This is a genomic window from Citrobacter sp. GW821-FHT07H02 (assembly GCF_059418505.1).
Genome location: NZ_JBWKPZ010000019.1, coordinates 18,493 through 37,454 on the forward strand (window position 1 = coordinate 18,493; position 18,962 = coordinate 37,454).

General features: G+C 54.7%; 17 protein-coding genes and 1 pseudogene. 7 read left to right on the forward strand and 11 right to left on the reverse strand.

Translation table 11 applies throughout. The features are described 5' to 3' along the window. Positions 1–167: 167 nt before the first annotated feature. The 4 genes and pseudogenes from AC07NP_RS17295 to AC07NP_RS17310 form a co-directional block, all read right to left on the reverse strand. A complete protein-coding gene (locus AC07NP_RS17295; protein ID WP_494661204.1) occupies positions 168–2,135 on the reverse strand; it encodes a YjhG/YagF family D-xylonate dehydratase in 1,968 nt (655 codons plus the stop codon). Between the two features lie 17 nt (positions 2,136–2,152). Beyond that, positions 2,153–3,061 carry a dihydrodipicolinate synthase family protein gene (locus AC07NP_RS17300; protein ID WP_494661205.1) on the reverse strand — a complete coding sequence of 303 codons (909 nt, stop codon included), beginning with the start codon at positions 3,059–3,061 and terminating at the stop codon, positions 2,153–2,155. A gap of 234 nt (positions 3,062–3,295) precedes the next feature. Then, entirely contained in the window at positions 3,296–3,748 is a 453-nt protein-coding gene (locus AC07NP_RS17305) for a YhcH/YjgK/YiaL family protein (protein WP_494661206.1), read from the reverse strand. 193 nt (positions 3,749–3,941) lie between these two features. Next, positions 3,942–4,028: pseudogene (locus AC07NP_RS17310) on the reverse strand (hypothetical protein); the annotation flags it as partial. On the opposite strand from AC07NP_RS17310, the gene pyrL reads away from it, so the two are divergent. The 4 genes from pyrL to ridA all read left to right on the forward strand — a co-directional run bounded on the left by pyrL (position 4,008) and on the right by ridA (position 6,049). Further along, positions 4,008–4,109 carry a pyr operon leader peptide gene (pyrL, locus tag AC07NP_RS17315; protein ID WP_192610890.1) on the forward strand — a complete coding sequence of 34 codons (102 nt, stop codon included), beginning with the start codon at positions 4,008–4,010 and terminating at the stop codon, positions 4,107–4,109. The pseudogene AC07NP_RS17310 and the gene pyrL overlap by 21 nt on opposite strands. A gap of 36 nt (positions 4,110–4,145) precedes the next feature. Continuing rightward, the gene (pyrB, locus tag AC07NP_RS17320; protein ID WP_192610889.1) at positions 4,146–5,081 is read left to right on the forward strand and encodes an aspartate carbamoyltransferase; all 936 of its coding nucleotides are present in this window, start codon (positions 4,146–4,148) and stop codon (positions 5,079–5,081) included. An 11-nt stretch (positions 5,082–5,092) separates the two neighbouring features. After that, a complete protein-coding gene (gene pyrI / locus AC07NP_RS17325) occupies positions 5,093–5,554 on the forward strand; it encodes an aspartate carbamoyltransferase regulatory subunit (RefSeq protein WP_192610888.1) in 462 nt (153 codons plus the stop codon). Between the two features lie 108 nt (positions 5,555–5,662). After that, the gene (gene ridA / locus AC07NP_RS17330; protein WP_000047540.1) at positions 5,663–6,049 is read left to right on the forward strand and encodes a 2-iminobutanoate/2-iminopropanoate deaminase; all 387 of its coding nucleotides are present in this window, start codon (positions 5,663–5,665) and stop codon (positions 6,047–6,049) included. A gap of 69 nt (positions 6,050–6,118) precedes the next feature. Here the strand turns inward: ridA and mgtA are convergent, their stop codons facing one another. Next, positions 6,119–8,827 carry a magnesium-translocating P-type ATPase gene (gene mgtA, locus AC07NP_RS17335; protein ID WP_494661207.1) on the reverse strand — a complete coding sequence of 903 codons (2,709 nt, stop codon included), beginning with the start codon at positions 8,825–8,827 and terminating at the stop codon, positions 6,119–6,121. 143 nt (positions 8,828–8,970) lie between these two features. Beyond that, positions 8,971–9,024, reverse strand: coding sequence for a mgtA regulatory leader peptide MgtL (gene mgtL, locus AC07NP_RS17340; RefSeq protein ID WP_494661243.1), 54 nt, complete (start codon positions 9,022–9,024; stop codon positions 8,971–8,973). Positions 9,025–9,201: 177 nt separating this feature from the next. Here mgtL and treR point away from each other — a divergent pair, with 177 nt between their 5' ends. The 3 genes from treR to treC all read left to right on the forward strand — a co-directional run bounded on the left by treR (position 9,202) and on the right by treC (position 13,417). Next, positions 9,202–10,149 (forward strand): trehalose operon repressor TreR, encoded by a 948-nt coding sequence (gene treR / locus AC07NP_RS17345; protein WP_494661208.1) that lies wholly within the window; start codon positions 9,202–9,204, stop codon positions 10,147–10,149. A 142-nt stretch (positions 10,150–10,291) separates the two neighbouring features. After that, the gene (gene treB, locus AC07NP_RS17350) at positions 10,292–11,710 is read left to right on the forward strand and encodes a PTS trehalose transporter subunit IIBC (RefSeq protein WP_494661244.1); all 1,419 of its coding nucleotides are present in this window, start codon (positions 10,292–10,294) and stop codon (positions 11,708–11,710) included. Between the two features lie 51 nt (positions 11,711–11,761). Further along, positions 11,762–13,417, forward strand: a complete 1,656-nt coding sequence (gene treC, locus AC07NP_RS17355; protein WP_494661209.1) for an alpha,alpha-phosphotrehalase — start codon at positions 11,762–11,764, stop codon at positions 13,415–13,417. 91 nt (positions 13,418–13,508) lie between these two features. Here the strand turns inward: treC and AC07NP_RS17360 are convergent, their stop codons facing one another. The 5 genes from AC07NP_RS17360 to AC07NP_RS17380 are packed head-to-tail and all read right to left on the reverse strand — an operon-like array spanning position 13,509 to position 18,689. Then, positions 13,509–13,934, reverse strand: coding sequence for an ion channel (locus AC07NP_RS17360; RefSeq protein WP_494661210.1), 426 nt, complete (start codon positions 13,932–13,934; stop codon positions 13,509–13,511). 1 nt (position 13,935) lies between these two features. After that, positions 13,936–14,958, reverse strand: coding sequence for a DUF2955 domain-containing protein (locus AC07NP_RS17365; RefSeq protein ID WP_494661211.1), 1,023 nt, complete (start codon positions 14,956–14,958; stop codon positions 13,936–13,938). An 11-nt stretch (positions 14,959–14,969) separates the two neighbouring features. Beyond that, on the reverse strand, positions 14,970–16,064 hold the full coding sequence (locus AC07NP_RS17370) for an HlyD family secretion protein (RefSeq protein ID WP_494661212.1): 1,095 nt from the start codon (positions 16,062–16,064) through the stop codon (positions 14,970–14,972). Beyond that, positions 16,061–17,584 (reverse strand): efflux transporter outer membrane subunit, encoded by a 1,524-nt coding sequence (locus tag AC07NP_RS17375; RefSeq protein WP_494661245.1) that lies wholly within the window; start codon positions 17,582–17,584, stop codon positions 16,061–16,063. The genes AC07NP_RS17370 and AC07NP_RS17375 overlap by 4 nt, the downstream gene beginning before the upstream one ends. Further along, positions 17,574–18,689 carry an AI-2E family transporter gene (locus AC07NP_RS17380; protein ID WP_494661246.1) on the reverse strand — a complete coding sequence of 372 codons (1,116 nt, stop codon included), beginning with the start codon at positions 18,687–18,689 and terminating at the stop codon, positions 17,574–17,576. The genes AC07NP_RS17375 and AC07NP_RS17380 overlap by 11 nt, the downstream gene beginning before the upstream one ends. Between the last annotated feature and the right edge of the window lie 273 nt (positions 18,690–18,962).

An 18,962-nucleotide genomic window follows, 5' to 3' on the forward strand; every position in this document is an offset into this window, starting at 1 on the left:
TAGTATCAGCAATTATCATTTTTGATTTAGTGATTATGTATTTTAACTTCTGTGATAACGGTTCACTTTATTCAACAAAAAGAATTTGTGAGATATTAATTTTATATCAGACGTGATTAACCACCGGATATATTTACCCGGTGGTTAATTAAAAAAATTAATATTATTTAAATACCAAGTGCTTTTTTCCCGGCATTAATAACCTCAATAATTTTATCCGTATCGTAGATGCATCCTTTCCAGGTACCGCCGCTGACCGCCTGCAGCGCGGCCCACAGGCGCGTGTCATCAGGCAGGTAGTCGTGAGCCTTCAGACCTGGATGCAGCTCGCGTGCTGCCAGCACCGCTTCACCTTCCTCCGGCGTCAATTGTGCCTCCGCGCTACCAATGAAGTTCACACTGCCTTTTAGCGACAAGCGATCAACCACGATCTCAATGTGATCACCATCGCGCAATTTACCGATCGGCCCACCCGCCAGCGCTTCCGGCGCAACATGCCCCAGACACGCCCCGGTCGACACACCCGAGAAGCGTGCATCGGTAATCAGCGAAACAGTTTTCCCCCAAGAGATATGTTTCAGTGCCGAAGTCAGCTGGTAGGTCTCCTCCATTCCTGTACCGGAAGGGCCGCCGCCGATAATCACCATAATATCGCCCTGGCGTATCTGCCCCTGCTTGATGGCTTTGATCGCCGCCTCTTCCGAGACAAAGACCCGCGCCTCACCCGTGTGGCGATAAATACCGTCGTCATCCACGACAGAAGGATCAATTGCCGTCGCTTTAATAACCGAACCCTCCGGCGCGATGTTGCCTACCGGGAATGCAACCGTTGAGGTCATCCCTTTGGCCTTCGCCCCTTCCGGCGACAGAATCACCTCATCCGGTTCAACACCGTCCTGCTCGCGCAGGCAGTGGCGGAATCTTTCGCGCCGCTCCGAGTGTTCCCACCAGTCAAGGTTTTCACCAAGCGTCTGCCCAGTCACCGTCATCACATCTTCATGCAGCAGCCCCAGTCGGCGCAAATGCAGCATCACCTCCGGTACGCCCCCCGCAAGGAACGCCCGCACCGTCGGGTGATAATCCGGCCCGTTGGGCAGCACACTCACCAACCGTGGCACCTTGCGATTGATGGTACTCCACTGCGCTACATCCGGCAGGCGACATTTCGCTGCATGAGCGATGGCCGGGATATGCAACAACAGGTTGGTCGAGCCGCCAAAGGCCGCATGCACCACCATCGCATTCTCGATCGCTTTGTCGGTCAGAATGTCGCGCGCAGTAATGCCTTTTTCATCGAGCGCCATCACAGCACGTGCCGACTGGCGGGCGATCTCCAGCCAGACATCCTGGCCCGATGGTGCCAACGCCGAGTGCGGCAGCGCCAGCCCTAATGCCTCCGCGACCACCTGAGACGTCCCCGCCGTACCCAGAAACTGACAGCCGCCGCCGGGCGATGCGCAGGCGCGACAACCCAGCTCGGAGGCCTCTTTCAGGCTGATTTCATCATTCGCGTAGCGCGCGCCGATGGTCTGAATTTTCCCGGCATCTTCGCCAAAGGTTGGCGGCAGCGTCGCTCCGCCCGGTACAAGGATCACCGGCAGATCGTGCATTGATGCCAGCGCAATCATGGTTGCTGGCAGCCCTTTATCGCAGGTGGCGACGCCGATCACCGCCCGTCGCGTCGGTAATGAGCGAATCAGGCGACGAAAGACAATTGCCGCATCATTGCGATAAGGCAGTGAATCGAACATACCGTGGGTGCCCTGCGATCGCCCGTCACACGGGTCGCTGACAAACGCGGCAAACGGGATACCGTTCAGACGCGTAATCTCTTTCGCCGCGGCTGACATTTGCAGGCCAATCTCCCAATGCCCGGTGTGGTAACCCAGCGCGATAGGGCGACCGTCAGAGTGGCGAATGCCGCCCTGTGTGCCAATCAACAGCACTTCTCTGCCGGTGAGTTTATTGGCATCCCAACCCATCCCGGCGTTTTGTGTCATGCCAAAAAGATTGCCACTGGGTGACTCCAGCAGCATTTGCGGCGTCAGCGGCAGCGCGCCCTGTGGCCCCGCTGCGTGCGTTTTTACCGCATAGAACGGTTCATCCTGCGGCGTGAAAATAGCGTTAATACTCATGATTCGCGCGCTCCCGATCAGCAGAGTTCAAGGCGTTTAAGCAGCGCTTTTAGCTGCTCACGACGCCCGTCATCCAGCACGCCAGCAGGCGGCATCGTCCAGGTCGACATCTCACGCCCGCACAGCACCATCGCTTCTTTGATCACATTCACGAACGGTGTATCGAGTTGATAAATTTGCGGTACCTGCACCAACTTCTGATGAATTTTCGCCGCCGTGCCGAGGTCGCCGCCAAGGAAAGCGCGATGCAGGTTTACCGACAAGTGCGGCGCAAAATTCACGCTGGCTGAAATCGCGCCATCGCCGCCCATCAATAAGGTATTAAAGAGATGGTCGTCGTAGCCGCACAGTACGCAGAAGTGGGGATAGTCGGCCTTAACGGTGTTGATCATGCTGCGGATATGGGCGACAGAATCAATAGTGTCTTTAATGCCGACGATATTGTTGCGCGACGCCACCAGGCGCTTGACGATGGCAGGAGTGAGATCCTGCCCGGTCAATGCCGGGAAGTTATAGAGAATGATCGGCAGCGCAATGCTGTCTGCCACCTGCTGGTAGTAGTGGATCACATTCTCTTCCGAGACTTTCCAGTAATACGGGTTAATCACCACCACGCCGTCCGCGCCACAACGTTCTGCATGCTGGCTCAGGGCGATGGTCTCGCGTGCGTTGGTGCCACCGGTACCAATCAGCACAGGCACGCGTTTATTCACATGCTCCGTAACAAACTCAGCGATGGCTTTACGTTCATCAACCGAGAGCTGGGAGAATTCGCCCCCGCTACCCAGGAAGAAAAGGCCATCCACGCCCGCCGTGATGAGGTCGTCAATCAGTACGCTGGTGCGTTGAGGGTCGAATTGCCCTTCAGGCGTAAAGAGCGTCGAAACCGGGGGAATAATGCCTGAGAACTGCACTGCTGGTTGCATGGGAACTCCTTATCAGGGCTTTGTTCTATATTATAGAACAGCGTTCATTAAATTAACTTCACTGTAATCCAGGCGGTGCGTAGAGGTAAATCAGAGGAATGGGGTGTCTGTGCGTTTTTTAGACTTGATCACAAAATGGGAAGCAACGGGATGTAACGGGGGAAGGTATGGTCTGGGATCCTCACCCTATCCCCAATGGGGAGAGGGTGAGTGGAAAAGCTTACTCAGATGCCTCTACTGCACCAGCATCTTCACGACAGCCTTACGCACTGTCGCTGGTGCGCCCACCGCGCACAGCGGCTTATGCACTTCGCCTGGATAAAACACCACGAAATCGCCTTCGCTCAGCACGACGGTTTTTTCCTCAATGCCTTCAGGCAAAAACGCAATGTCTTTGTCCGCCAGCCAGTCCGTCTCCGGCACACCCGCAGGTTGTGTACTGAATGTCATCCCTTCCTGACCTTTTAAGACAATCTGAATATCGAGGTAGCGGGCGTGGAATTCGGCACGGCGCTTCTCAAACGGTTCCGTCATATCTTCTGAGATCAGATAGAACAGGCGGTTACCGTCGATATCATGCTTACCCTTTTCGGTCGCATCCGTCACGTTTGCTTTGATATATTCAATAGCCTGGCGCAGCTCTTCCGGCAGCCAGGATTGCAGATTGTGGATATTGCCTGTGATCATCCTACACCCCTTAATTAAAACATCGTTTCATTTTAAAGGTTATACGAAAAAAACAGCGGCCATACCATCGCTATTTCATCATGTTTTGCGACAGCGCATGTTTTTCGCCACGTTTGGCAGTCGCTCTGGCAGCGAATAAAAATGCAGTAAAAACGCCACTCCACTCACCTCAATCGTTTTCCTTATGGAATTTGTGCATTAATCGCTTGATCCCATAACGGAGCTGAGTATAATCGCGGACAATTTGCCGGGAGGAAGTATGGTCCAGTGTGTTCGACATTCTGTCTTACCGCGTCTGAAAACAGACGCCGGACTGCCGTTTTTCTTTCCGTTGATCACCTATTCCCAGCCCCTCAATTGAGGGGCTTTTTTTTTGCCCAGGCGTCAGGAGATAAACATGGCTAACCCGCTATATCAAAAACACATCATTTCCATAAACGACCTTAGTCGCGATGACCTCAATCTGGTCCTGGCGACCGCGGCGAAATTAAAAACCAACCCGCAGCCGGAGCTGCTTAAACACAAAGTAATCGCCAGCTGTTTCTTTGAGGCTTCAACCCGTACCCGCTTATCATTCGAAACCTCAATGCACCGCCTGGGTGCCAGCGTGGTCGGATTCTCCGACAGCAGCAACACCTCTCTGGGTAAAAAGGGCGAGACGCTGGCGGACACCATTTCCGTCATCAGCACCTATGTTGACGCTATCGTCATGCGCCACCCACAGGAAGGCGCAGCGCGTCTGGCCACCGAGTTTTCCGGCACCGTACCAGTCTTGAATGCGGGTGACGGCTCTAACCAGCATCCGACCCAAACGCTGCTGGATTTGTTCACCATTCAGGAGACACAAGGCCGTCTGGATAACCTGAACATCGCGATGGTCGGCGACCTGAAATACGGCCGTACCGTGCACTCTCTGACGCAGGCGCTGGCAAAGTTCGAAGGTAATCGCTTTTACTTCATCGCCCCGGATGCGCTGGCCATGCCGCAGTACATTCTTGATATGCTTGATGAGAAAGGCATTGCCTGGAGTCTGCACGGCAACTTCGAAGAGGTGATGGCTGAGGTGGACATTCTGTATATGACCCGCGTGCAGAAAGAGCGCCTGGACCCTTCTGAATACGCCAACGTCAAAGCGCAGTTTGTCCTGCGCGCCAGCGACCTGAACGGCGCGCGTGAAAACATGAAGGTTCTGCACCCGCTGCCGCGTATTGATGAGATCACCACCGACGTCGACAAAACACCGCACGCCTGGTACTTCCAGCAAGCTGGAAACGGCATTTTCGCTCGCCAGGCGTTACTGGCACTGGTTCTGAATCGCGATCTGGCACTGTAAGGGGAAAAGAGATGACACACGATAACAAACTTCAGGTTGAAGCAATCAAACGCGGCACCGTGATTGACCACATTCCCGCTCAGGTCGGTTTTAAGCTACTGACCCTGTTCAAGCTGACCGAAACAGACCAGCGCATCACCATCGGTCTTAATCTGCCGTCGGGCGAAATGGGCCGCAAAGACCTTATCAAAATCGAGAACACGTTTCTGACCGATGAGCAGGTAAACCAACTCTCCCTGTACGCCCCGCAAGCCACCGTGAATCGCATTGATGATTACGACGTTGTGGGCAAATCCCGCCCCAGCCTGCCGGAGCGTATCGAAAGCGTGCTGGTCTGCCCGAACAGCAACTGTATCAGCCATGCAGAACCGGTTTCTTCCAGTTTTTCAGTGAAAAAACGCGTAGACGACATTGCACTCAAATGCAAATACTGTGAAAAAGAGTTTTCTCATTATGTGGTGCTCGCCAACTAATTGGGGTTGGTTATGGATTCCCGGCTCCCTATAATGACCGGGACATGAGGCTGCATCCCTCAAGTGGATTGATGCAGCCTCAATTACCGCTGTAATTCAGGAGATATCATGAGCAAAACTATCGCGACGGAAAATGCACCAGCAGCAATCGGCCCCTATGTTCAGGGCGTAGACCTGGGCAGCATGATCATCACTTCCGGTCAGATCCCGGTTGATCCAAAAACCGGCAGCGTACCGGAAGACGTGTCCGCTCAGGCGCGTCAGTCGCTGGATAACGTAAAAGCTATCGTCGAAGCCGCAGGCCTGAAAGTAGGCGACATCGTTAAAACCACCGTGTTCGTCAAAGATCTGAACGACTTTGCCACCGTGAACGCCACGTACGAAGCGTTCTTCACTGAGCACAATGCCACCTTCCCTGCGCGTTCTTGCGTCGAAGTGGCACGTCTGCCAAAAGACGTGAAAATTGAAATCGAAGCGATTGCCGTTCGTCGCTAAGCGATAAAATCCGGGCGCTAATGCCCGGATTACGATTGCCGGATAGCGCTAACAATCCGGCAAAACAGATCACTGCCAACCGTAACGCCGACTATAAAACCCCTTCACCCACTGCGTCAGCGTCATATACCCCACCAGAATCGCCACCAGCCATGGGAAATAGCTCAGCGGCAACGCCTGCAATTGCAGATAACTTGCCAGCGGTGAGAACGGCAACGCAATCCCCGCGACCATCACCAGCAATGTCATCAGCATTAATGGCCATGCGGCGCGGCTCTGGATAAACGGCACGCGGCGAGTACGGATCATATGCACAATCAATGTTTGCGACAGCAGCCCCACCACAAACCAGCCTGACTGGAACAAGGTTTGCGCTTCCGGCACATTGGCGTGGAAGACCCACCACATCAAGCAAAACGTCAGAATGTCAAAGATCGAACTGATCGGCCCAAAGAACAGCATAAAGCGCCCAAGATCGGCGGGGTTCCAGCGCTGTGGCTTTTGGATCTGCTCCTCATCAACGTTATCAAACGGGATCGCCACTTGGGATACATCGTACAGCAGGTTTTGAATCAGTAAGTGTAGCGGCAACATGGGCAGGAACGGCAGGAAGGCGCTCGCCACCAGCACGCTGAAGACATTACCGAAGTTAGAGCTGGCGGTCATCTTGATGTACTTCAGCATATTAGAGAAGGTACGCCGCCCCTCTATTACCCCTTCTTCCAGTACCATCAGGCTTTTTTCCAGCAGAATGATATCAGCGGCTTCACGGGCAATGTCCACCGCGCCGTCAACGGAAATACCAATGTCGGCAGCACGCAATGCGGGCGCGTCATTGATACCGTCGCCCATAAACCCGACCACATGCCCTTCGCGTTTCAGCAACGTGACGATGCGCTCTTTGTGCATCGGCGTCAGGCGCGCAAACAGCGTGGTGCGCAGCGCCAGATTCGCCAGTTCATCATCGCTGAGTCGTTCGATGTCGCTACCAACAACCACCTCTCCCACATCCAGCCCGACGTCGTGGCAGACTTTTGCCGCCACCAGCTCACTGTCTCCGGTGAGGATTTTTACGCCTATCCCGCTGGCTTTCAACGCGTTCAGCGCCGGTGCAGTGCTCTCTTTCGGGGGATCAAGAAACGCGATATAGCCCTCAAGGATCAGATCAGACTCATCAATACGCTGATAGTCCCCTTCCCGCGCGGGCAGGTATTTTGTCGCCACCGCCACCACGCGCAGTCCCTGTCGGTTCAGGGTGTCAGTCACACGCTTAACCCGCCGCAACATATTGTCATCCAGCGGCACAATATCGCCGTTGTGCCGCACCTGGGTGCAGACACTGAGGATCTCCTGCAACGCCCCTTTGCACACCAGTTGATGCACACTGGCCTCTTCTGCCACCACCACCGACATCCGGCGGCGTTCAAAATCAAACGGGATTTCGTCAATTTTCTGCCAGCGACCGGAAAGCTGGCGCGCAGCCGCTTCATCGACCCCTTCCAGCACGGCGGTATCGAGTAAATTCTTCAGCCCGGTCTGGTAATGGCTGTTCAACCAGGCGCAATGCAACACGCGTTCGCTGGGTTTTCCTGAAATATCGGTGTGATTCTCCAGCGCAATTTTATCCTGCGTCAGCGTGCCGGTTTTATCGGTGCAGAGAATGTCCATCGCACCAAAGTTCTGGATGGCGTCGAGATGTTTGACAATCACCTTCTGTTTTGAAAGCTTCACCGCGCCACGCGCCAGGGTGGAGGTGACAATCATCGGCAGCATTTCCGGCGTTAAGCCAACGGCCACCGACAGCGCAAAGAGCGCCGCCTCCCACCAGTCGCCTTTGGTATAACCGTTAATGATCAGCACCACAGGCGCCATCACCAACATGAAGCGAATCAACAGCATACTGACGCGACTAATGCCTTTTTGAAAAGCGTTCTGCTCGCTTTCCTGTTCGGTGACGCTTCCCGCCAGTTGACCAAACCAGGTATTGGCACCCGTCGCCATGACTATCGCCTGCGCCGTGCCGCTCACCACATTGGTGCCCATAAAACACAGCGTGTCGCACTCAAGCGGATTGCTTTGCTGCGTGTCACGCGTCGTCGCCACTTTCTCGACAGGCAGCGACTCGCCCGTCAGAGAGGCCTGTGCGACAAACAGATCACGCGCCTGAAAGACGCGCAGGTCGGCCGGGATCATATCGCCCGCCGCCAGTTTGATGATATCGCCCGGCACCAGTTGGTCGATGGGCAGTTCAACCCAGCCGTTCTCTCCGGTGTCGCTTATCACACGCAGCACCGTCGCCGTATTACTGACCATCGCCTTCAGCGCATCCGCCGCTTTCGTCGAACGCGCCTCCTGCACAAAATTCAGCAGCGTGGAAATGACGACCATCAGGGCAATTACGCCAGCAGCGAACAGATCTTCGGTGGCATAGGAGATCCCGCCCAGAATGGTGAGCAAAATATTGAACGGGTTGCGATAGCAGATCCATAAATGCCGCCACCATGGCGCGGGCTGCTGAGCCGGAAGCTGGTTCTCGCCATATTTTTCACGGGCGCGCTCAACCTCAGCATGGTTCAGCCCTTCCGGGTGCGCGTCAAACGTCTGCCAGAGCGCCTCTTCTTCCATCACGGCGACCTTCAGACAGCGATCGCTTAATGAAGGAGGAACGGGCGCACTGGCTACGGTCTGCGCGTTGGGCAACGGATCGCGATGCACCAGACGATAAGGTAAATGACGGCTCAGCCGGACAAAAAGTAAACGGGTGATATTTTTAAACATGGGCAGTCCCTCCGCGCCCAATAACACAGGCGCAGAAAATCCGTCAGGCGCGGCAATGCCTTACCTGAGGGTAATGTAATGTGCTAACAGGGACGTCAGAGCGTCACTGTCTTACGTCACCGGTAAGACAGTGAAAAGCAGGCTTACCGGAAAGGAATATTTCGCCCTCGCGAGAGAGGGGTGGGATCGGGATCCATACAGCCTCCGGTAAGTGAATGATGCGCAATGCGCAGAAAACCATAAGGTTTGTGTCTATTATGGCGGTATGATAACTGAAGGTGACTAAACCAGACGTAAACCAGACTTTGCCCATTGCCGCTCACTTGAGTAAAGTGATTCCTTTTCAAAGACCAGACGTACCACGGGAAAACAGGATGCAAAATCGGCTGACCATTAAAGACATCGCCCGCTTAAGCGGCGTCGGGAAATCGACCGTTTCCCGCGTGCTCAACAACGAAAGCGGCGTCAGCGAACGGACCCGCGAACGTGTCGAAGCAGTGATGAATCAGCACGGATTTTCCCCTTCTCGTTCTGCGCGCGCCATGCGTGGTCAGAGCGACAAAGTGGTCGCCATTATCGTCACGCGTCTGGACTCGTTGTCTGAAAACCTCGCGGTACAAACCATGCTCCCCGCCTTTTATGAACAAGGCTACGATCCCATTATGATGGAGAGCCAGTTTTCACCGTCGTTGGTAGAAGAACATCTGGGCATGCTCCGGCGGCGGAACATTGATGGCGTCGTGCTGTTTGGTTTTACCGGTATTAATGAAGAGACGCTCCACCCCTGGCAGCCTTCGCTGGTACTGTTGGCTCGTGATGCCAAAGGGTTTGCCTCCGTCTGTTATGACGATGACGGAGCCATCAAAACCCTGATGCAGCGCCTGTACGATCAGGGTCACCGGCATATCAGTTTTCTGGGGGTTCCGCATAGCGACATCACCACCGGTAAACGTCGCCACGACGCCTACCTGGCCTTCTGTAAAAAACATCAACTGCATCCCGTTGCAGCGCTACCGGGTCTTGCCATGAAGCAAGGCTACGATCACGCGGTGGATGTCATTACCCCGGACACCACCGCGCTGGTGTGCGCGACGGATACGCTGGCGTTGGGCGCCAGTAAATATTTGCAGGAACAACGCATTGAGGCGCTGCAACTGGCCAGCGTCGGCAATACGCCGCTGATGAAATTTCTCCACCCGGAGATCGTCACTGTCGATCCAGGCTATGCCGAAGCGGGACGACAAGCGGCATTGCAGCTGATCGAGCAGATCAACGGACGCAGCGATCCCCGCCAGATCGTGATCCCCTCCGCCCTCGCCTGAAGACAACACGAGCACTTTTTGCTCGGTAATTTGTGATCTTCGCTGCGTTTCGGGAACGTTCCCATTTTAGAAAATGTAACGAAGATATACTCTTGCGGCAGGTTACAACACAACATCACTTCATCTGCCACGGGGCTAAATGATGAGTAAAGTTAAACAAGCTGATATCGACCAGCTGATAGCGCTGGTGGGCGGGCGCGATAACATCGCCACGGTAAGCCACTGCATTACCCGCCTGCGCTTTGTCCTCAATCAGCCAGCAAATGCTAAACCGAAAGAAATTGAACAATTACCGATGGTTAAAGGCTGTTTCACCAATGCGGGTCAATTCCAGGTGGTGATTGGCACCGACGTCGGCGACTACTACAAAGCCCTGCTGGCGACCACCGGACAGGCCAGCGCCGACAAAGAGCAGGCTAAAAAAGCCGCCCGTCAGAACATGAAATGGCACGAGCAGCTGATCTCCCACTTCGCCGAGATCTTCTTCCCGCTGCTGCCTGCATTAATCAGCGGTGGTCTGATCCTCGGTTTCCGTAACGTGATTGGCGATCTGCCGATGAGCAACGGGCAGACGCTGGCACAGATGCATCCGTCGCTGAAAACCCTTTACGACTTCTTGTGGCTTATCGGCGAAGCGATCTTCTTCTATCTGCCGGTGGGGATCTGCTGGTCTGCGGTGAAGAAAATGGGCGGAACGCCCATCCTCGGGATCGTCCTCGGCGTGACGCTGGTTTCTCCCCAACTGATGAATGCTTATCTGCTGGGACAACAGGTTCCGGAGGTATGGGACTTTGGCATGTTCAGCATTGCGAAAGTGGGCTATCAGGCGCAGGTGATCCCGGCGTTACTGGCTGGCCTGGCGCTCGGATTGATTGAAACGCGCCTGAAGCGCATCGTGCCGGACTACCTCTATCTGGTGGTGGTGCCTGTGTGTTCGCTGATTCTGGCGGTCTTCCTCGCGCACGCGTTGATCGGTCCGTTTGGCCGCATGATTGGCGACGGCGTTGCGTTCGCAGTACGTCACCTGATGACCGGCAGCTTCGCACCGATTGGCGCGGCGCTGTTCGGCTTCCTTTATGCCCCACTGGTGATCACCGGCGTCCATCAGACCACGCTGGCTATCGACATGCAGATGATCCAGAGCATGGGCGGTACACCCGTCTGGCCGCTGATTGCGCTGTCGAATATCGCTCAGGCGTCCGCCGTTGTCGGCATCATTATTTCCAGCCGTAAACACAACGAACGTGAGATCTCCGTTCCTGCCGCGATCTCCGCCTATCTTGGGGTAACCGAACCGGCAATGTACGGCATTAACCTGAAATACCGTTTCCCGATGCTGTGCGCGATGATCGGTTCCGGTCTCGCCGGATTGCTGTGTGGCCTGAATGGCGTCATGGCGAACGGTATCGGCGTCGGCGGCTTGCCGGGAATCCTCTCCATTCAACCGAGCTACTGGCAGGTGTTTGGCATGGCGATGGTGGTCGCGATCGTCATGCCGATGGTGCTGACCTCTGTCGTCTATCAGCGCAAGTACCGTCAGGGCACGTTGCAAATCGTCTAATTTTTTGTGGGGCGCCGTTGCGCCCCAGTGCATTTGTTCCAGGAAAAAATAATGAACACCCTTCCCCACTGGTGGCAAAACGGCGTTATTTACCAGATCTATCCCCGGAGTTTTCAGGACACTACTGGAAGCGGCACGGGCGATTTACGCGGCGTCATGCAGCGCCTCGACTATCTGCAAAAACTGGGGGTAGACGCCATCTGGCTGACGCCGTTTTACGTTTCTCCGCAGATTGATAACGGCTACGACGTGGCCGACTATATGGCGATTGATCCCGCCTACGGTACGCTGGATGACTTCGATGAACTGGTCGCGCAGGCAAAAACACGCGGCATCCGCATTATTCTGGATATGGTGTTTAACCATTCGTCGACGCAGCACGCCTGGTTTCGAGAGGCGCTCAATAAAGAGAGTCCGTATCGCCAGTTCTATATTTGGCGCGACGGAACGCCGGATGAGCGGCCCAACAACTGGCGCTCAAAGTTTGGCGGTTACGCCTGGGACTGGCACGCCGACAGTGAGCAATATTATCTGCACCTCTTTGCACCAGAGCAGGCCGACCTGAACTGGGAGAATCCTGCGGTCCGCGCCGAACTGAAAAAAGTTTGCGAATTCTGGGCAGATCGCGGCGTCGATGGCCTGCGCCTGGACGTGGTGAACCTGATTTCAAAAAATCAGGATTTCCCGCACGATCCCGACGGCGATGGCCGCCGTTTTTATACCGATGGCCCGCGTGCGCATGAATTCTTGCACGAGATGAATCGCGATGTGTTTACCCCTCGTGGATTAATGACCGTTGGCGAAATGTCTTCCACCAGCCTGGAACACTGCCAACGCTATGCCGCGCTGGAGGGCAGCGAACTGTCGATGACCTTTAATTTTCATCATTTGAAGGTCGATTACCCCGGCGGTGAAAAATGGACGCTGGCGAAACCCGATTTTGTGGCATTAAAAGCGCTGTTCCGCCACTGGCAACAGGGGATGCACAACGTCGCCTGGAATGCGCTGTTCTGGTGTAATCATGACCAGCCGCGCATCGTCTCGCGATTTGGCGATGAAAACGAATATCGGGTTCCGGCCGCGAAAATGCTGGCTATGGTGCTACACGGCATGCAGGGCACGCCCTACATTTACCAGGGCGAAGAGATCGGGATGACCAATCCGCATTTCACCCGCATCACCGACTACCGTGACGTAGAAAGCCACAACATGTTTGCCGAGCGGCTTGCCCAACATCAGGATGCTGATGAACTACTGGCCATTCTCGCCAGTAAATCGCGCGACAACAGCCGCACGCCAATGCAGTGGGATAGCAGTGAAAATGCCGGTTTCACGCACGGCACGCCGTGGATAAACCTGTGCGACAACGCTGCGGAGATTAACGTCGCGGCAGCGCTGGAGGATAAAGACTCCGTCTTTTATACCTACCAACAGCTGATTGCACTGCGCAAAAAAGAGCCGATTCTGACCTGGGGCGATTACCAGGATCTGTTACCGAACAGCCCACATTTGTGGTGTTATCGTCGTGAATGGCAGGGGCAGCAACTGTTGGTTATCGCCAATCTGAGCTCTGAATGTCAGGAGTGGCAACCTGCGCAACTTTGCGGAAACTGGCAGGTTTTGCTGCATAACTACGATGAGGTCGCCCACCTTCCAGGCCCCATGACGCTGCGACCTTTTGAAGCGGTCTGGTGGTTGTTGAAATAAAAATAGGGGATGCAGATACGCTGATGTTATCTGCATCCCTCAGAGAAAGGGGAATGCTCGCTACCGGTGCCTGTTCCGCGACGAGGGTGCGCTATTTAGTTTGCCCGAGCAGTTTGCGAATATGATGCTGCAAGACCGCCAGCATGCTGGCACCAGACAGGCCAATCATCATCGCCCCATTCACGGCCTCGAGTACGCCAAACAACTTCCACTTTGCACTCATCACGATATCGCCATAACCGAGAGTGGCAAAGTTAACGCCTGAATGGTAAACCGCCTCTTTGAGCGTTGAAAACTCCCCCAGCCACAAGAATAAAATTCCCCATAGCATGATTTGCAGCAGATTGCCCATCAGCACAATGGTAATGATGCCAAACAGCGCCAGCACCCCGGCTATCATCCCTTCTCGATGGTGAAAACGTTTGATGTAAAAACGAATACAGCCAATCGAAACCCACGACTGTAACAACATATTCAGCAGGATGACGGGCATCCCTGTGACTAAAACCAGCAACATATTAATCTCCTGGAGTGGCTTCTACCGCAGGCCGACCACTCGGGCGCCAGCGTTCAAGAATCACAACACATGCCCAACCATAGAGGGCAACGGCAACATACAAAGAGCAACGCATCGCAGACGCCAACCAGACATCTTTGCCGGCAGCACTATCCTGAATGGCTGGGCCAAACAAGATGAGGCAGGTGACCCAGGCGTTGCTCCAAAAGGAGGGAGTAAACCGGTTAGCCACCAGGCGTACCATTCGTCGTGCCACCCAAAGGCCGACCAGCGCAAGCCACAGCCCCAGCATCAAAAGCGAGGGCCAAAGACTTAAGCCAAACCACAACACCACGGCTAACAGCGCGCCCATCAGGGTCGACAACACCAGCTCACGCCCCACCTGTTTTGCCGCAAGCGTGTTGGTTTGTTGTGCAAGCATCACTGTTTTCATCACCGCCGGAATATAGAAAGCGGGATTACTCAACGCCAACAGCCAGACTGGCAGCACAATAAGCATCGCACGTAGGGCCAGTTGATGGGGGGACTGCGGCGCAACATAGGCTTTTCCCGCCGAGGCGGGTGTTGCCTGCGGTGGAAAGACGACCAGAGCAATCCGGTTAACCACCGTGCCAATGATGATGCCAAGTCCCATCATCTGGGCGATGCCGACGGCAAGGGATTGCTCAATCAGCCCGGCGATGGGAATGATGGTGACCGCCGTGGTAAGCAACATCGCCTGCGTGCCCTTCCCTGCAAGCCACATCAGCATCAACAGGTAAAGCAACAACGCGGTCAGCAGGAGTGCGGGCAACGGATAGTGCGTTAACAAAGGCACTATCAATACCCCACCCATCATGGTTGCCATCAGCCCAAGGCCCGCCACTACCCCTTTCTTGAGGGGTAACGGCTTGCCCTGACAGAGTACAATCCAGGCCATGATGCACCCCAGATGGGGCATCGGCAGCGCGAGGCTATAACAGGCCAGCGCGGCAATCGCGGTTCCGCAGCTGATCCTCAGTACCGCACGATCTCCGTTATGCATAGCGCAGCACCTTAGTAGATATACGAGAACACGCTCATCAACCGTATGTAGACGCTACCTAAAATGCTCATCAAGCCACTGCCATTCGCGTACACCAGCACATCTGCTTGTCCGCCCGCCCGTAAACTGTCGACCGGGGGAAAATCATCTTTAGAAAACGCCACCTTGACCGGGAATCGCTGAGCCTGACGTAACCAGTCACGGTTATTGTCGATAGTCGGCAATACCCCCGCCGGCTGGCTTTGCGTTGCACTGACGCCATAGCCAATGCTGCGCACCTGCCCTTTGTAAATATGTCCCGGTTGGCTATCGAGCAGAATGGCGACTTCATCGCCAGGATTCACATTGCCGAGGTTGTTCTCTGTCATGTCCGCACTGATCCAGACATCGTTGATGGCAACCAGGGTCATTACCGGTGCTCCCGCGCCAAGAAACTGCCCCACATCGGTGCGCAAATCAGTCACCAGGCCACGGTTTGTCGCCACAATCACGGTATTTCTCCGGTCAAGTTCGGCTTTACGAACCGCCGAACGCGCGCTGAGCAGTTGTGAATTATTGTCGCCCTCCGCCCCCGCCATTTCGGTTACACGCCGTACATCAGCCGCCGCAGCCGCCATCTGGCTACGCGCGGTTTCACGCGTGGCTTGCGCCACTTCAAGACGGCGGACTGAAATAGTGCCGGGATCTTCGCGGTACAAACGCTCCTGGCGTTCCGCGTCTTTCGCGGCATTCTGGTAAGCGGCGGTCGCGGCCTGCAGGCCTGCTTTGGCAGCGGCAATGGCTTCATTGTTTGCCTTGACCGAACTTAATACCGTTTCATAATCTGAACGCGCGCGTGACAAGGCGATGTCGTAAGGCTCGGGATCAAGTTCAAATAACCGATCTCCTGGCGCCACCTGCTGATTGTCGCGCACATAGACTTTTTGAATTTGCCCGGCGACCTCAGAAGAGATAGGAATAACAAACGCCTGAATTCTGGCCTGCGAGGTATAGGGTGTGAGTCGGTCAGCCGCTAAATACCAGCACAGCAGCACCACGATCACGGCGAGGAGACTTATCACGCCACGACGACTCGCTTGTCCCGCCGGGGATGAGGGTTCGGTCATTGCTTTTTACCTTCTTTGAGATCAGTTGCTGCTGGCAGAGACGCGTCTAACAGAGGGATCCAGTCCTCCCGCTGACGTAAATGCGCATCGGTTTGTGGATCAACCAACGGACGTTGCCGCCCGCTTTCCCAACCGCCGCCCAGCGCTTTGTACAGCGTTACCAGGTCGCGCATCAGGGCACCACGGCTGTTCACCAGGCGCTCCTGTTGATTGAACAAGGCGCGTTGCGAATCCAGTACCCGCTGGAAATCGGCCATCCCTTCCCGGTATTGCGTATTCGCAATCTCCAGTGAACGAGTAGCCGCTTCTCCTGTTTGGGTCAGGAGCTCAATCTCGTCTTTGCCATTGGCGTAGGCGATCGCGGCATCATCGACTTCACGTGCGGCCTGAAACACGACGTCACGATAGCGTTCATGCAGTTGCAAGAAGCGGGAATCCTGCACCAGAACCTGGTTGCCAAGCCGCCCTTGATCGAGCAAATTCCAGCTAAACGTAGGGCCAGCCACCCAGGACAGTGTGCTGCTCGTCCCACTACGCGCACTGATTCCCACACTGCCAATCAGTGAAATAGAAGGATAGAGCTCACTTTCTGCCACCCCGATAAGGGCCGACTGGGCAGCCAGTTGCCGTTCCGCAACCCGCACATCAGGTCGACGGCGCAACAGATCTGCTGGTAACTCAGACACCAATGCCAGATTGCCCTGTGGAAGCACGCCGGTATTGCTCGCCATTTCAGGCAACGGGCCTGGCTTGCGCGCAAGCAACACACTGAGCGCGTTTTGACTCTGACGCAGGCTGGTTTCCAGTTGCGGGATACTGGAGAGTGTTGAGAGGTATTGGGTTTTCGCTTGCTGCACGTCAAGCTCAGCACTGTTGCCGCTGAGGAACAGACGCTCGGTGATTTGCAGGCTGCGTTGCTGAATTTCGGCGTTGCTGCGGGTAATTTGCAGTCGCGCTTCTAAGGTGCGGATATTCACATACAGTTGCGCCACTTGCGCAGCCATCAGCACCTGAATATCGTCATACTGCGCGAGAGTGGCGAAGTAACTCGCATCGGCAGATTCCACGCCGCGCTGGAACTTACCCCAAAAATCGATCTCCCAACCCAGATTAAAATCGGCGCTATAGCTGGTGGTGTCATTGTAACGGCCATCACGACGCGTGCCGCCCGTTATCACCTCACCCGTACCCACCGTCGCCTGCGGCCCTAACAGACTTTCGGCAATGCCCAGTTGTGCGCGTGACTCAAGTAAGCGCAGACCGGCAATCTTAACGTCCGGGTTTTTGCGCAGCGCTTCATTGATAAGTGCGGTTAGCGTGGGGTCATTGAGTTGCGTCCACCACTGGTCATAATTTTGTGTGGAGGCGTTGGCGGCCGTACTTTTGGTCTTCGCCTGCCACTGGTCCAGTTCCGGGACTTGCGGCGATTTATAGTCTGGCCCCAGGGTGGTACACGCGCTCAACAGCAGGCAGGCGCCTCCTGTCAACAGGAGACGCCCAACGCGACGGTCATTGAACATCTTTTCCACTCGCCGCGACACCATCTGGCCCCTGGTTAACCCAGGCCATGAAGATGCGATAGCCGATGGAAAGCAACGTCGCCCCAACGAACATGCCGAGAATACCATTGGCCGCCATACCCCCCAGCGCCCCCAACAGCACCACAGGCATAGGCGCATCAACACCACGTCCCAGCAACAAGGGTTTAAGCACGTTATCCGCCATACCCGCAACCAGCAGCAGAACGGTGTAGACAATATTGAGAACCGTACCGTGATCGCCAGACATCCACATGATGGCAATCGCAGGTGCGGTCACCAGGATAACGGGCACCTGAGCAATCCCCAGAATCAACGCCAGGACGAAGAAGATGCCAACCGCAGGAATACCGGCAATCGCCATGACAATACCGGCCAGCAGCGCCTGAATGAAGGCAACCCCGATAACGCCCATCGCTACGGCACGAATGGTGCTGGTACACAGTTTGGTCAGCGCAAGGCCACGTTGTGTGTCGGTAATACGGATGGCGATACTCTCGGCGCTGCGCGCGCCGGGTGCCCCCCAGGCCATCATGATGCCCGCAACGATGAAGGAGAAGACGAAGCCAATTAATCCGCCGCCCATGCTCGCCAGAACACCCACAACCTGCTTAGCAATATCTCCCAACTGCGGGCGATAACTGCTGATAAGGCTGGGTAAATCTGTCGACGCCTTGAGCCACAAGGCGTGCACTTTTTCACCAACAAGAGGAATAGACGCGATCTTCTCAGACGGAGGTGAGATAACCAGGCTATCGTTGCCCACATTTTCCACAAGTCTGCTTACGCTATCACCCAGAGAACTGAGCATGGCAACGGTCGGCGCGACGATCAATAGCACCCCCAGTAATACCATGACAGTTGACGCCCTGCCCTGCTTCTTACCCATTCGGGCAGCAAAACGCTGATGCAATGGATACAGTGTGACCGCCAAAATAAGCGCCCACAGCAGCATATTCATGAAAGGGGACATGACAGTAAAGCAGAAGGAGCCCAGCGCCAGGATCAGCCCAAGCTTGATGAACATATCCAGAAATCTGGCAACAAGTCTTTTTTCAATGACTGTGGATAGTTCGTTATTTTCCATGATGGCGTTATTCCAATTGATTGTAACCACGCAGTTATCCCGACCTTGCAAAATTAAAAGCAGGCCAACAGATAGCGGGTATTACATTTAAAGAGATGAAAGATAATTCAATGATAAGAATAAATTTATTTTTATCATTGAATTTACCAAACTATTTTCATGATAGAACAAACAGTCATTCTTGCAAATAATGCAATGTTGAGTATTAATAAATAGTTTAACGAACAAAACAAATGGAAAACCAAGGTAAAGGCAATTTAATATATTTGTATT